The organism is Novosphingobium sp. KACC 22771 (assembly GCF_028736195.1).
Taxonomy (GTDB): domain Bacteria; phylum Pseudomonadota; class Alphaproteobacteria; order Sphingomonadales; family Sphingomonadaceae; genus Novosphingobium.
In genome coordinates this window covers 218586-232953 of record NZ_CP117882.1, presented here as the reverse complement: position 1 = coordinate 232953, position 14368 = coordinate 218586, and the positions used below count along the sequence as shown (strand labels likewise).

Below are 14368 nucleotides of genomic sequence, written 5' to 3'. Positions count from 1 at the left end.
GGCGGGGTACAGTCATCCCGTTTTTATTATGGCTTTATAAGATTGCGATTGGCCTGCCCCCGCCGCCGCCCATAATCTTGCACCCAACACAAAGAGCGCCTTGATCCTTGGCGCCGCAAACATTCGGGAGATTGTCATGTTCATTCGCAACACATGGTATGTCGCCGCCTTTGCCGAGGAAATCGCGCCGGGCAAGACGCTGGGCCGCCGCTTCCTGAATGAGGCGGTCGTCTTGTTCCGCACCGAAGACGGCCAGATCGCCGCGCTGGAGGACCGATGCAGCCACCGCGCCATGCCGCTGAGCAGCGGGCATGTCGAAGGCAATATCATCCGCTGTTGCTATCACGGGGTCGAATTTGACGGGCGCGGCACCTGCACCCGCATCCCGAATCAACAGCGCATCCCGGCCGCCGCCAATGTCCGCCACTATCCGGTGGTGGAAAAGGATCACCTGATCTGGATCTGGATGGGCGAGGCGGCGCTGGCCGATCCCTCAACGATCATCGATTCCCCCGAACACAATGACCCGCGCTGGAGCTGGCGGCCCTACAACTTCCATGTGAAGGCCAATTGGCAGCTCATCATCGACAACATCATGGACCTGACCCATGTGCCCTATATCCACGCGCGCACCATCGGCGGCAATCCGGAGCAGCACTACGGGGCCGATACCAAGGTGGAGTTCGACGGGCGCAAGGTGACCTTGCTGCGCCAGATGCCCAATTCGGTGCCGCCCAAATCCTATGTCGATGCAGGCGGCTTCAAGGGCCGGGTCGACCGCTGGCAAGAGGTGCGCTTTGAACCGGCGCGCGGGATGAATTGCCGGGTAAACGCCGGGGGCTGCGATGTGGGCACAGGCGCCTATGAAGGCCGCCGCGACAATGGTTTCATGCTGGCCAACAACCATTTCATCACCCCCGAAACCGAAACCACCAGCCATTATCTGTGGACCATCTGCACCACCGCCTCGCGAGAAAGCGGGGTGCCGGAGGTGTTGTTCGACCAGTTCTTCGACACGATCACCGAGGATGAAGTAACGCTGGAGGCTCAGCAATTGCGCATCGACGACGAGCCCGAACGCCCATTTGTCGGGATTGCCAGCGATGGTGCGGTGAACCAGACCCGACGGCTGTTGAGCAGCCTGCAGGAAGCAGAGCAGGATCGCCGCATCCCCGCCTGAGCCCGCCCATTCCCGACCATATGCGGCCTCGCGTGCGCTGCACGCGGGGCCGCGCTATTTTAAAAAGGCCACCCCAATGGACCAGCAAAGGCCTGCCCCCCTTTGGCTGCTCGGCCTGATCGCGCTGGGCGCGGTGATGACAGCGCATATTTTCATCCCCGCCCTGCCCTTTGCGGCCAAGTCGCTGGGGGTGGACGCGCGTGAAATGCAATGGACGATCAGCATCTATATCGGCGGCCTTGCCTTCGGCCAGTTGGTCTTTGGACCGCTGGCTGACTGGATCGGGCTGCGGCGAATTCTGATTGCGGGCCTGTGCCTCTATATCATCGCCAGCATAGCGGCGGGCATGGCAACCCAGGCGCGTACGCTGGTGGTCATACGGCTGGTGCAATCGTTGGGCGGGGGCGTGGGACTGGTGCTGGCACGCACCATTGCCCGACGCGGTTGCGGCGCGCGCGAAGCCACAAGGCGGCAGGCAATGATGAACCTGCTGATCACCCTGGGGCCTGCGCTCTCGCCGCTGCTGGGAGGAACGATTGCGGCATTTTGGGGCTGGCGTATGATTTTTGCCCTGTTGGCGCTGTTTGGCTGCGTGAACCTGATTGCCACCTTGCGCTTGATTCCCGAGGCGGACAGAGCCGAAGTTTCGGGCAGGACGGTCATGCGCCATTATCTGCAATTGATGATATGTCCCTATTTCGTGGCCTGCTCGATTGCGGGAGGCTGCTTCACGACCTCAATGTATGCGCTGATCGGGGCCGCGCCTTTTATCCTCGTTCGGCAGTTTGGCTATACGGCGGGCCGGATAGGGCCGATGCTGGCGATGGCCACAGCGGGCATCTGGCTGGGCAGCATCGCGGCAAGCCGCATGGCGCCCCGGCTGCGTGCCGACCATATGCTGATGGTGGGTGGGGCCTGCGTCTGCGCCAGTTCTATTGTCATGCTGATTCTGACAATCAAAGGGGAGCTTACGGTTCCGATGCTGGTTGCCACTATGTGCCTGTTTCTTTTTGGCGTGGGCCTTTCCGGCCCGCCTGCGCTTAGCCTGGCCATCAGTGTCAATCCCCAGGCGATGGCCTCGGGTTCGGGCATTTATGGCGCCTCACAGATGATAATCGGCGCGATTTGCTCGATGGGAAGCGCCCAATTGGGAGATCCGGCGCTTGGCGCTGCGGTGACTACCGCTGCGGCATCGGGCATAGGCACCTGCGCATTGGTAGTCATGAAATTTTCGCGCCTGAACAGTGGTTTCCGGGACAGGAACTAACAAGTCTTTTCTCAGGACGGAGTGTTTGGTGGGCAGCGACATAATTCAGGCTTACCAGAGGGCAGTTCATGAGCGATCTTTACCGGTTGACTTAACCCTCCTGCATTTTTCGGAAGGCTATGCCGACGTGCTTTCCCCACTGTGGTGACGCTATAGTCACGACACGCTAACAAGCGGGATTTTTAACCGAAGCTTGCGGTCGCGAGCCTCGCCAAGAAGTATGCGATCAACGAAAAGACAGTCCTGAAATTGCGGAGCCGCCAGTCTGTCGGGGACAAGCCGATGGGGCCCAGGGAGCCAGGTAGCACGGTCCTCTCGCCCATGGAGGAAGCAGCCATCGTGGCTCTGCGGGTTCAGGCCCGACTCCCGCTCGATGATGTCTATATCGCCTTGAAGGACGTGATCCCCCATCTGACGCGCTCCTCCCTGCATCGCTGCCCTACAGAATTCACACCATACCGACCGACAACGGGATCCACTTCACTCAGACCGAACGGGGCACAGGCCTGACCTTTCCGCATATTTTCGGACGTATATTCCGGGAAAACGGCATCGAGCATCGACTCACCAAACCCTACCACCCCTGGACCAACGGTCAGGCCGAACGTATGGTTCGCACCATCAAGGAAGCGACGATCAAATCCTTCCACTATACCTCGATCATCGAACTGCGCAGGCATATCCGGGACTGGCTGGTTGCTTACAACTTAGCCAGGCAACTCAAAGCTCTCCGCTTCAAAACGCCATACGAGGCCATCGAGCAGGTCTGGAAATCCAAGCCGGAGGCCTTTATCGTCAAGCCACACCATCACATGCTGGGACTAAACACCTGACAAAACGCAGGTGCAATCTCATTGATGGGGAGAGTTACATAGGTCGATTAAACGTCTGGGCTTTTTCTATGCCAAAGTGATCAGGCAATTGCGCGCCGGTAAAACCGCTGGTCCCCGCGTCATAATCGAGGGGCAGCATCTGGGCGTTCCACTTCTGCCATTCGGCCTGCATTTCGCGGAATTTTTCCGGCATCCGCTCCTTAAGGTTCGCCCGCTCCTGCGGATCATCCACCACGTTGAACAGGAAAGTGTTGTTCAGGATTTTCAGATATTTCCAGTCGCCTTTGCGACAGGCCTCCTGATTGAGGTTGAGATAGCGCCATGAGAAACTGCGCTCATGCGCCTGATCCGGGCGGCGCAGAACGGGCAGCAGGTTTTCGCCATCAGAGGGAAAGGCCGGATCGGGCGCGGTTTCCGCGGCGGCCAGCAAGGTGGGCAACCAGTCCATCGTCATGATGGTCTGCTCGCTCACGCTGCCCGCTTTGGTCACGCCGGGCCAGCGGATGATGGCGGGCACGCGCAGCCCTCCTTCGAGCAGTTCGGTCTTGCGCCCGGTGAAGGGGCCGGTGTCGGAAAAGCGCTCGCCGCCATTGTCGCTGGTAAAGACCACAATCGTGTTCTCGGCCATGCCCAGTTCTTCAAGGCGTTTGAGGATCAGGCCGATCTGGTAATCCATCCGCGTGACCATCTGCGCGTAGATCTTCGCACTGCCACCGTCGAAATGGAACATGGCCATGGGCTTGCCGCTCTCGTCCAGACGGCGCGCTTCGGCCACATCTTCGGGCCCTTCCCAAGGCCAATGCGGCGCGTTGAAATGCAGCGACATAAAGAAGGGTTTGTCCTGCCGCGCATAGTCCGTGATCACCTCGCGCGCCTTGGCACCCAGCAGATCGGTCAGATAGCCCTGCTGGTCGATCTGGCGCGCATCATCCCACAGGTCCGCCTTGCCGAAAGCCTTGTGGGTGAAATAGTCCAGACCGCCGCCGCGAAAGCCCCAGAAATGATCATACCCGCTTTGTTGCGGCCCATAATCGGGCAGCGCCCCCAGATGCCATTTGCCGATCAGCATCGTGCCATAGCCCGCCTTGCGCAGCAGCGAGGGCAGCGTGGGGTGGCTGGGCGGCAGGCCGACGGGGCGCTGGCCCAGCGGCTCCTCAAGCCCGACGGGCAGCCGGTTCTGATACCGCCCGGTAATCAGTGCCGTGCGCGTGGCCGAACAGACCGCCGAATTGGCATAGGCCTGCGTAAAACGCAGTCCCCCGGCCGCCAGAGCATCGAGCGCAGGCGTGGCATAATCGCGCCGACCATAGCAACTGAGATCCGCAAAACCCATATCATCAGCCAGAATGAAGAGGATATTGGGCCGGCGTTGCCCCTTGCCGGTCGCTGCTCTGGCCAGTTCGGGCACCAGACCCGCCCCGATCAGAGCCGTGGAGCGGGCAATAAGCGAACGTCGCGATAAAGAAGCCATGGCATTTGTCCTTGAACGAATGATCAGAAATTGCGACGCAGCGTCACGGACACTTCACGCGGCGGCGCAGGCTGGGCAAGGGTCATGCCCAGATTGAAGAATTTGTTGTTGTAATAGGTCGTGTCGAACAGGTTGCGCACGGCCAGCGACAGGCGCCAGTCCTTGTTCGGGGAATCGAAGGTCAACCGCGCATTGGTGACGCCATAGGCGCCCACCTGCCCTTCGGGATTATTGGCAATTGTGGTGAAATAGGACGACTGATAGCTGTAATCCACGCGCGGGGTGAAAGTGCCGATCCTGGTTTCCACCCCATATTGCGCGCCAAGTGCCGCCTTCCATGCCGGGGCAAAGGGCGCGGCATTGGCCAGCGTCACGCCCTGAATGACCACGCCCGCCGCGCTGATCGAGGTCAGTTGAAAATGCAGATAGCTGACGCTGGCGTCGATCAGCATCCCCCCCACGGGCCGCGCCGTTATCTCCAGTTCGGCACCCTTGTAGCGCGCGGAGCCGACATTGGTGGGCGTGGCGTTGAGCGCGCTGTTGGCCGTGGGCGCGGTGTTGGTGAAAATGATGTTCGAATAGTCATTGAGGAACAGCGAGCCATTGACCCGCACCCGCCGCGCCCACAGATCGCTCTTAAAACCAATCTCATAGGCGGTGATCGTTTCGGGATAGAAAGGCACCGCCTGTTCGGGCACGAAAGGCCGTGGATTGGTGCCGCCGCCGCGAAAACCGGTTGAAACCTGCGCATAGGTCATCAACTGATCATTCCAACGATAGTCCAGATTGACCCGGTAATCGACCTTGTTCGCCTGATAATGGCTCTGCACCCCGGTCAGCACGCCCGCAGCGGTAAAGGTGGGCACACCGGGCAGGAACGGGTTGTAACGGCGATAGGTGTAGTCCTTGGTATCGCCGGTATAGCGGATGCCGCCCGTCAGGTTCAGGCCGGAAAGCGGATGCAGGATCGCCTGACCAAACACGCTCTTGTTGGTGGAAACCGCGTCATCGTCGGGCGCATTGAGGTTTTCGAACGGCTTGCCGGGATAAAGGATGTTCGACCCCGCAAAATTATTGTCCGCCCGGTAATAATAGCCGCCCACGGTCCAATCGAGCAAAGTGCCCAGTGCCCGACCATTGAGGCGCAATTCCTGGCTGAACTGGCGGCTGCGGGCCTGATACAGCGCGGTCTGGGTGGTGATCGGGCTGGCATCGCCGTCAATGCCATAGCTGACATTGGTGCGGCTGTAGCCGGTGATCGAGGTCAGCGTCAGGTTCTCGCCCGGCCGCCATGTGATCGTGCCGTTGAACGTGCTTTGCAGCAGGTCATTATGGCTCGGCACGCTGATCGCGGGATGACTGCCCGCGCCCACCTTGCCATTATAGATGGCCGGGTCGGTGAAGGCGGGTGTGGCATAGGTGGCGTAATTGTAATTGGCTCCGGCGGGCACGACAAAGAGCGCGGGATTAAAGGGCGCAAAATAGGGCGCCGAAGTGCTGTTCGCGGCCAGCAAAACCGTGGGCGCGACCTCGGAATTGTCCTTGATCACCGTGGCCGACAGATCGACCGTCCATTGCGGATTGGGCGTATAGCGCAGGGCAAGCCGCCCGCCCCCGTAATTCTTGCCGCCCTCATGGCCCAGCACGCAATTGCCGGAAATGCCCGCCGCCGGAACCCCCGAAGACGGATGGAGACAGCCATAATCAAACCGCGTTACATAGCCGTCCTGCCGCGTGTAGACGCCCGAGGCGCGGGCATAGAGCTTGTCCGGGACGATAGTGAAATCGCCCCCGCCGCGAAAGCTGAGCAGATTGCGCGAACCATAACTGGCCTCAAGGTAATTCGCGCCGCGCCCGTCAGGCTTGCGGCTGTAGAGTTTGACCGCCCCGCCGATGGAATTCTTGCCCGCCAGCGTCCCTTGCGGCCCGCGCAGGATCTCCACCCGCTCCAGATCGAGCAGGTCGAAATTGGCGCCGAACAGCGAACCGTAATAGACATCATCGACATACATGCCCACGCCCGGTTCCATGGCGATGCTGCTGTCGCTCTGCCCCAGGCCGCGCACGAAGACCGTGACCGCCGGGCCAAAGGCGGCGGCCGATGGTTTGAGCAGGACGCCGGGCGCGCTGTTGCTGATGTCGGCAATCTGGTTGATCGAGCGCGCCTCCAGTCCGGAGGCATTGATGGCGGTGATGGCCAGCGGCGTATCCTGCAGTTTCTGCGACTGGAATTGCGCCGTGACAACAATTTCAGCGACCCCGGTGTCGGGCTTCCTGGCCTCCTGCGCCATTGCGCTCTGGGGCAGCAACAGGCTCGCCGATGCCAACAAGACATGGCGCATTGCAGCGAATTTCGACATCTTCCTCTCCCCTTTTCCCGAACGTGCCGCCGGTGATTGATGGCCAGCCTAGGTTGCAGGAACCAGCCAAGCAAAGGGGGTGGATCTTGTCAGAAGTGACAAGGTTGAACTTATCGGTTATCCTGATTCCATGTTCCGTTTCACCATCCGCCAGATCGAGATATTCCTGAAGGTATGCGAAGCGGAAGGCTTCCGCCGTGCCTCTGAAGCGCTGGGCATTTCCGAGGCCGCAGTCAGCCACCAGATCTGCCTGCTGGAGGAACAATTGGGAGGACCCCTGTTCCGTCGCCGCCGCGGTGCGGCTATCCAGTTGTTGCCCGAGGGCGAAGAATTTTGCGAGGCAGCCCTTCAGTTCGTCAAGCAAGGGCTGGCGCTAGGGCAAAAGCTGGTGCCCTCGCCCGTCTCGCCGACCTGCATCACGATCCACACCGGGCCGCATCTGCTGGAGGATATCTTGCGCCCGGCGCTGCCTGAATTTCTGCGGGCGCATCCTGATATCAGCCTCAATTTTGTCATTCCCAAAACACGAAAATGGCTCAAGCAGGCAATTGCGGCGGACAAGGTCCAAGGTGCCCTTCTAAATGTGAGTTCGGCAGAGGAATTGCCGCAATCGGAGATATTGACTCAAATTGGTATGGGCATTTATGCCTGCCCCACCATCGCCGCGCGGATCAGGGCAAATCCAGTGCAGCCGATCGACCTAATTCTACCCAACAGCGACCAGCCCGATGCCGCGTCTCAGATGCGCTATTTGCGACACGTCGGCGTAAATTTTCGCATCGTCGGCCATTATCCGTTTCACGACGTCGCGATCCGCATGGCCAGCGAGGGTGTGGGCGCGCTCGTCGTTCTCTCCAGCATTGTTGCTGCGCTGGATCCAGCGGGCGTTTTGGAGAAAGTCCAGGATTTAGCCACTTGGCAAACGCGCCTTTATCTATCTGCGCAACTATCTACCCAAAATGCTGAAGAGCTACGTAAATTTTTCACCAGGACCACTCAAAATTGGGGCGAAGTAGACGGAATTTATCGCCCGAATTTAGCATTTCAGTAGGTAATTTCCCGCCGCCGACCGCGCGATCTTTCGCGCCACCCGCGCGCTTCGGGGACGCCGCGCTGGGACATGGCGACAAACGACGTGAAACTGTCGCCCGCGGATATGATGCGCGATTACATCTGTGCGGTCGGGGTCAGCCTGACACCGGAGAATGCCCCCAAGACCGTAGCGCTCGTCCATCGCGCCGCCTTCGATACGGCGCGCGCAACCGGCATCGCAAAGAATTTCTACAAGCGCGAACGCCCTTTCCGCTATGATGCGGGTGCAACCTGTCAGCCGCGCTCGGAACTGACCGGCAGCTATGATTACCCATCCTGACACACCACGCTCGGATAGACTTGGGCAATGCTACTGGCCAAGCTCGCGCCCGACCGGGCAACACCGGTTCTGGCACGGGGCCGCGCGTTCGGGGAAAGCCGGATCGTCTGCGGCGTTCATAACGCCAGTGCGGTCGAAGCAGGACGTCTGTCGGCGACTACGACGCTGGCCGCGCTCGATCAGGTGCCCGCCTTCAGGGACGACTTTGCCGCCGCACAGGCGGAAATCGGGGCATTACGCGCCGATCCCGCAACGCCTCGCCCGGACGCCGCGCAATGCCGTGCCGAGGCCGCTCTCGTGGCGCAGCCGATCTTTTGAAGGAAGGACCGGCGTGCTGGGTCAGGGCCCCTCTCGCCAATGCGGAACCGCAGTAAGCCCATTCGCGCGAAAAATCGAAACTTGGGGAATGAACGAAGCGACGAGATCACAAAAAGAACCGTCACCGCTGCATTCAGGCGAACCTTCCGATCATTGGAGGGGGCGGTTGTCCGTCATGATCGAGATAGCCGCGAACGGCCCGGTCGATATGTAACTGGCCAGGCAGCCCGGCCATATCCTTGCCTGATTTTTCTTGATAAAGCCACTGGTCACGGTGGCTTACGGCCCCATGCCGCGCCTAGTTGGTGGGGTCGGCGCCGCCTTCCCACACCGGCGTGCCTTTGAACGCATCGGCGAGGAAATCGACCATGGCGCGCACCTTGGCCGACAGGTGGCGACGGCTGGGGTAGACGGCCAGAATGGCGATGGGGGGCAAGGGGTGATCGGGCATCAGCCGCACCAGCCGCCCTTCGCGCAGATCCTCACCTGCCAGGAAGGTGGGCAGCCACGCCAACGCCTGCCCCGAAAGCGCGATGGCTCGCACCGTATCGCCATTGTTGCTGGAAAAGCGCGGGCGGATCGGCGCGCCATAGGTCTGCCCGTGGGCATCCAGAAAGGGCCATGATTCGGGATCGGGTGACAGGGTATAGGCGATGCAGGCGTGGCCGATCAGATCATCGGGCGTGGCGGGCGCGCCATGCGCCGCCACATAGGCAGGCGCCGCGCACACGATGTTGTGCGACATCGCCAGCTTGCGTGCGACATGGCTTTGCGAGCCGCCGCGCGAGATGCGGATGGCAAGGTCATAGCCCTCGTCCACCAAATCGACCACGCGGTCCGACAGCGAAATGTCCAGCTCCACATCGGGATAGGTCGCCATGAAGCGCGGCCACAGCGGCGCCAGATGCCGCACGCCAAAGCTGAGCGGGGCGTTGATGCGCAGCCGCCCGCGCGGGGCGCGGCTGTCGGCGCTGGCGGCGGCCTCGGCCTCGGCCACATCGTCGAGAACATGGCGCAGCCGTTCATAGAGCGCCGCGCCCGCCTCGGTCAGCGCGATGCGGCGTGATGTGCGGTTGAGCAGCCGCGTGCCCAGATGCGCCTCCAGATCCGCCACATAGCGCGTGACATTGGCCGGCGAGGTGCCGAGCGCGTCAGCAGCGCGGGCAAAGCCGTTTTTGGCGACCACGGTGGTGAACACTTCATAGGCACGCAAACGGTCCATGAGGTAAGGCCTTTTATTCAGTTATTATGAATGAATAGATCACTTTTGACCCATCGATCAAGCTCTGCGTCAAGGATAGAAGCACTCTTGTCAGCACGAAAGATCTGCTGCCCCACACAAACCGACATGATCGAAAGGACCACCACCATGACCCGTCTCGCCACCAAGACCGCCCTTGTCACCGGCGCCACCAGCGGCATCGGCCTTGCCACCGCTCAGCGCTTTCTGGCCGAAGGCGCCCGCGTCGCCATCACCGGCACCAATTCCGAACGCCTCGCCGTCGCCAAGGCACAGCTGGGTGGCAATGTCATCGCCATCCTCGCCGATGCCGGCGATGTCGCGGGCCAGCAGGCCATTGCCGACGTCATCAAGGCTCAATTCGGCAAGCTCGATGCGCTGGTCATCAACGCTGGCGTTGCCGATTTCCGCCCCATCGAAGCCTTCGACGAGGCCGGGTTCGACCGCTCCTTCGCCGTGAATGTGAAGGGCCCCTATTTCCTGATCCAGGCACTGTTGCCGGTGCTGGCCAGCCCCGCCTCGATCGTCTTCAACGGTTCGATCAACGCGCGTATCGGCATGCCCAATTCGTCCGTCTATGCCGCCACCAAGGCCGCCCTGATCTCGCTGGCGCGCACATTGTCGGGTGAGCTGATCGGACGCGGCATCCGCGCCAATGTGGTCAGCCCCGGCCCGGTGGTGACCCCGCTCTATGGCAAGCTGGGCCTGAATGAGGAGCAATTGGGCGGGATGCAGCAGGCGATCCTTGGCCAACTTCCGGTCGGCCGCTTCGGCGATCCTCAAGAAATTGCCGATGCCTTCGTCTACTTCGCCTCGGATGAATCGCGCTTCACCGTCGGCAGCGAACTCACCGTCGATGGCGGCATGAGCAACCTGTAACCCGGTCCGCGTCACACGGCCCGCCGATCTTGACAGGATGATGCAAGCCAAAGCGCCCGCAAAGCGTGCAGGAAGGCCCGCAACCGCATTACCCCCCAGCAAGGAGAATATCCATGGATCTGCAACTCAACAACAAGATCGCGCTCGTCACCGGCAGCACTGCGGGGATCGGCCATGCCATCGCTCAATCACTGGTGAAGGAAGGCGCCGAGGTCATCGTCAATGGCCGCAGCCAATCCGCCGTCGATGGCGTGGTGGCGGAATTGGACGCGCTGGGCGAAGGCAAAGTCTCCGGTTTCGCCGGGGACCTAGGCACGGCGCAGGCGGCAGCCGATTTGCTCGAACGCTTCCCCAAAGTCGACATTCTGGTCAACAACCTCGGCATTTTCGAACCCAAGGGTTTCGAGGACATTCCCGATGCCGACTGGATGCGCTTCTTCGATATCAACGTGCTGTCGGGCGTGCGCCTTTCGCGTGAATATCTTCCCGGCATGCGCGCGCAGAACTGGGGCCGCATCCTGTTCATCTCCAGCGAGAGCGGGCTGCAAATCCCCGCCGAGATGGTGCATTATGGCGTTACCAAGGCCGCGCAGATCGCCGCCGCGCGCGGCATCGCCGAAAGCGTGGCGGGCACCGGCATCACGGTGAATTCGGTGCTGCCCGGGCCAACGCGGTCACGCGGCGTGGGCGATTTCGTCGACGCGCTGGCGCAGGCCGATGGCAAGAGCGCGGCACAGGTCGAGGCCGAGTTCTTCGAACATGTCCGCCCCACCTCGCTGATCAAGCGCTTCACCAGCCCCGACGAGATCGCCGCCATGGTGACCTATCTCGCCAGCCCGCTCGCCTCGGCCACGCATGGCGCCGCGATCCGTGCTGATGGCGGGGTGGTCAAGAGCGCCTACTGAGGCATCATAGCCCATGGCGCGGGGCATGACCCGCCCCGCGCCATGAATTCTTGGAGATTTCCCACGAACCGTCTTTTGAACGGCGCTGAAGGGGAACGCATAAGGAGGCTTGTGGTCGATCACGCGGCGGCTTTACGTGCAAAGTCCTCGCCCGCTGCGCCAATCACCCGCTACGACAAAACCGCGCTGTCGTTCGCCAGTTTCCTCCATCTCGCCGCCATCCGTCGATGGCGGCCTAACTTTGTCGACAGAACCTCGGTGATAATGCCTCAGACAGCTAGAGAAGTGCTGAAACAGAGGAGTTGGCGGAGAGCATGGCGCCGGTGTTCCGCACAGCGATCATTTGGCGATGCGGGACTCGCTAAAGCGCTGATCCTGGCCTATCCATCACGCCTTTCCCGCAATGGAGCGCAACTGTGACAGTCCCTCCCGCCACCGCCGGCCGCCGCGAAATCACCGGCCTTTCCGTGATCGAGGATCAGGCGCTGGCGATGATCGCCGCTCTGGCCAGCGAATTGGCCGTGACGCGCGAGCGAGTCGATACGCTTGAGCGCCTGCTTGAGGACAAGGGCCTGCTGGAGCGCGCCGCCATCGAAGCCTATCGCGCCGAGGGTGAAGCAGCCCAACACCGCGAGACCCTGCGTCAGCGGTTGATTGCCAAGGTTTTCCGTCCCCTGCGCGATGCGTCACGCCGCGCGATTGAGGAGCAAGGCTGATGTCCGGAGCGATGCCCCCCCTGTCCCATGCGATGCTGCCAGAGGCAAACCATGACGAAATGGCGCAGCAATTGTTTGTCCGCGACCTCAAAATGTGGCTGGGCAGCGAGATCGAGCCGCTGCAGGGTGAACTAGCGCGCAAGCTGGACCCGGGCACGACGCATAATGATCGCGATGCCGAGACCTTTGCCCGCCTGCATGAACAGCCCGCATTCCGGTCGTGGGCGGGGACGTTCCGCGCCTCGCAGGAAATGATGTGGGACGATGTGTGGAGCAGTGTCGATCGGCAGGGCGACGCACTTGACGCGCTGGCGCAGGAGGCGACGCTGGGCTCGCTCACGCTCGATCCGGAATTTTCCCCTCCCGCCTATCTGGTGGACGGCCATGTGCATATCATGCCGGGCGGCTATGGCTTTGACGCGCCCGGCGTACGCCAGGGCGCGATGATGGACCGTGGCGGCGCGGTCTATATGCTGGGCCGCAATGGCGGCTTCCTCAATGACGGCCGCGGCAAGACAGTGCTGGGCCATCTCTATGCGCTCTATCCCGATCTTGCGCCCAAGCGCATACTCGAACTGGGCTGCGGCGTTGGCACCAGCCTGGTCCCCGTGGCGCAGGCCTTCCCCGAGGCGGAAACCTATGGTCTAGACGTGGGCTCCTCGATGCTGCGCTATGCCCATGCGCGCGCCAGCCACATGGGCGCCGCGATCCATTTCGTGCAGGGCGATGCCGAACATGCGCCCTTCCCGGATGGCGATTTCGATCTCGTCTTTTCCGCAGCGCTGATGCACGAAACCTCGGCCGAGGCGATTGGGCAAATTCTGGCCGAAAGCCGCCGCCTGTTGCGCCCCGGCGGCGTGGCCATCCACCTTGAGGTTCCCGTGCGCTATGACAGCCTCGACCTGTGGAGCCAGGTGCGCGCCCAGGTGGAGCGTGATTACAACAATGAACCGGCATGGCAGGCAGCGACGTCTGCGGATTATGACGCGCTGATGCGGGCTGCGGGCTTTTCCGATATTGCCGTGGGTTTTCAGGATGCCGCTTGGGCGCCGCAGCCGGGTCAGGGCGGTTTCGGCGGTGAATCCAAGGGGGTTTTCCGCTCGTGGTTTGTTGCCTCGGGACGCCGCCCCGCTGCATGACCGGCTGCTGGGGCAGCTGGGCTTTTGACGCTGCCCCCGATAGCGCAACTTGGCCGCAACGGCGCCAAAGCTTTGCTGTTGCGGTCTATCTCTCCTTTGCGTTGAAGGCGATTTTCGCCACAGGGTTACAATGCCTTCAACGCACGAAACTGAACCAGCCGGCGGCGACATTCCCATAGGCCCACGCAAGCGCGCTCATGGTCACCGCGATGCTGAAATAGATCTTTTCGCGCAGCAGGGAATCCCTCCTGCGGAGTAACGCCTCACGCAAAGGCTCGATCGCGTGTTTCAAGGCCTCGATGGGCCGGCCGCCTTCTTCATCAAGCGCTTGGCCAAGGCGATCGTACAGGTCGATCTCCGCGGTCGGCTTTGACACCAGAAACACCGCAAGCGTGAGCAGGAAAGCCAAGGCGCCGCCCCATCCGCCCACGGCCCTGTCGCCCCAGCATCCGGCGTACACAATCCCGATCAAGGATAGGGTGAGGGCGACCAGCATCGTGGCAAAGATGCGCAATTCGCTGGTCCATTGCGCGCCGGCGCCTTCATTGTTTCGGTCCTGATCGTAATGCCATTTGACGGCAAAGAACATGGCAGTGCCAATGACGCTGCCCTTTACAACCAGCAATATTACAGGAGCCCAATCCATCACGATGTCCTAACAAAATCATGTTTCGACAAGGCTGAAAGT

13 protein-coding genes and 1 pseudogene are annotated in these 14368 nt (G+C 61.4%); 10 read left to right on the top strand and 4 right to left on the bottom strand.

The annotated features are described in order from the left end of the window. Nucleotides 1–136: 136 nt before the first annotated feature. The 3 genes and pseudogenes from PQ467_RS18080 to PQ467_RS18070 all read left to right on the top strand — a co-directional run. Nucleotides 137–1180 (top strand): aromatic ring-hydroxylating dioxygenase subunit alpha, encoded by a 1044-nt coding sequence (locus PQ467_RS18080; protein ID WP_274176926.1) that lies wholly within the window; start codon nucleotides 137–139, stop codon nucleotides 1178–1180. 76 nt (nucleotides 1181–1256) lie between these two features. Continuing rightward, on the top strand, nucleotides 1257–2447 hold the full coding sequence (locus PQ467_RS18075) for a multidrug effflux MFS transporter (protein ID WP_274176925.1): 1191 nt from the start codon (nucleotides 1257–1259) through the stop codon (nucleotides 2445–2447). Between the two features lie 195 nt (nucleotides 2448–2642). Beyond that, a pseudogene (locus tag PQ467_RS18070) lies at nucleotides 2643–3280 on the top strand (integrase core domain-containing protein); the annotation flags it as partial. Nucleotides 3281–3314: 34 nt separating this feature from the next. On the opposite strand, the gene PQ467_RS18065 reads toward PQ467_RS18070, so the two are convergent. Together PQ467_RS18065 and PQ467_RS18060 are read right to left on the bottom strand one after the other, a co-directional pair. Then, a complete protein-coding gene (locus PQ467_RS18065; RefSeq protein ID WP_274176924.1) occupies nucleotides 3315–4751 on the bottom strand; it encodes a sulfatase family protein in 1437 nt (478 codons plus the stop codon). Between the two features lie 23 nt (nucleotides 4752–4774). Beyond that, nucleotides 4775–7111, bottom strand: a complete 2337-nt coding sequence (locus tag PQ467_RS18060) for a TonB-dependent receptor (protein WP_274176923.1) — start codon at nucleotides 7109–7111, stop codon at nucleotides 4775–4777. Nucleotides 7112–7190: 79 nt separating this feature from the next. Between PQ467_RS18060 and PQ467_RS18055 the strand changes: the two genes are divergently transcribed. The 3 genes from PQ467_RS18055 (at nucleotide 7191) to PQ467_RS18045 (ending at nucleotide 8801) form a co-directional block, all read left to right on the top strand. Further along, a complete protein-coding gene (locus tag PQ467_RS18055) occupies nucleotides 7191–8162 on the top strand; it encodes a LysR family transcriptional regulator (protein WP_274176922.1) in 972 nt (323 codons plus the stop codon). 84 nt (nucleotides 8163–8246) lie between these two features. Continuing rightward, nucleotides 8247–8483, top strand: coding sequence for a hypothetical protein (locus PQ467_RS18050; protein WP_274176921.1), 237 nt, complete (start codon nucleotides 8247–8249; stop codon nucleotides 8481–8483). A gap of 27 nt (nucleotides 8484–8510) precedes the next feature. Then, complete coding sequence (locus PQ467_RS18045; RefSeq protein ID WP_274176920.1) at nucleotides 8511–8801, top strand: hypothetical protein; 291 nt, start codon at nucleotides 8511–8513, stop codon at nucleotides 8799–8801. 298 nt (nucleotides 8802–9099) lie between these two features. Here the strand turns inward: PQ467_RS18045 and PQ467_RS18040 are convergent, their stop codons facing one another. Then, nucleotides 9100–10023 carry a LysR family transcriptional regulator gene (locus PQ467_RS18040; RefSeq protein WP_274176919.1) on the bottom strand — a complete coding sequence of 308 codons (924 nt, stop codon included), beginning with the start codon at nucleotides 10021–10023 and terminating at the stop codon, nucleotides 9100–9102. 147 nt (nucleotides 10024–10170) lie between these two features. Here PQ467_RS18040 and PQ467_RS18035 point away from each other — a divergent pair, with 147 nt between their 5' ends. The 4 genes from PQ467_RS18035 to PQ467_RS18020 all read left to right on the top strand — a co-directional run bounded on the left by PQ467_RS18035 (nucleotide 10171) and on the right by PQ467_RS18020 (nucleotide 13680). Further along, on the top strand, nucleotides 10171–10920 hold the full coding sequence (locus PQ467_RS18035) for an SDR family oxidoreductase (protein ID WP_274176918.1): 750 nt from the start codon (nucleotides 10171–10173) through the stop codon (nucleotides 10918–10920). Nucleotides 10921–11033: 113 nt separating this feature from the next. Further along, entirely contained in the window at nucleotides 11034–11825 is a 792-nt protein-coding gene (locus PQ467_RS18030) for an SDR family NAD(P)-dependent oxidoreductase (RefSeq protein ID WP_274176917.1), read from the top strand. Between the two features lie 416 nt (nucleotides 11826–12241). Continuing rightward, entirely contained in the window at nucleotides 12242–12541 is a 300-nt protein-coding gene (locus PQ467_RS18025; protein ID WP_274176916.1) for a hypothetical protein, read from the top strand. Further along, the gene (locus tag PQ467_RS18020; RefSeq protein ID WP_274176915.1) at nucleotides 12541–13680 is read left to right on the top strand and encodes a class I SAM-dependent methyltransferase; all 1140 of its coding nucleotides are present in this window, start codon (nucleotides 12541–12543) and stop codon (nucleotides 13678–13680) included. The genes PQ467_RS18025 and PQ467_RS18020 overlap by 1 nt, the downstream gene beginning before the upstream one ends. Nucleotides 13681–13816: 136 nt before the next feature. Here PQ467_RS18020 and PQ467_RS18015 read toward each other — a convergent pair whose 3' ends face one another. Then, entirely contained in the window at nucleotides 13817–14269 is a 453-nt protein-coding gene (locus PQ467_RS18015; protein ID WP_274176914.1) for a hypothetical protein, read from the bottom strand. Nucleotides 14270–14368 lie beyond the last annotated feature (99 nt).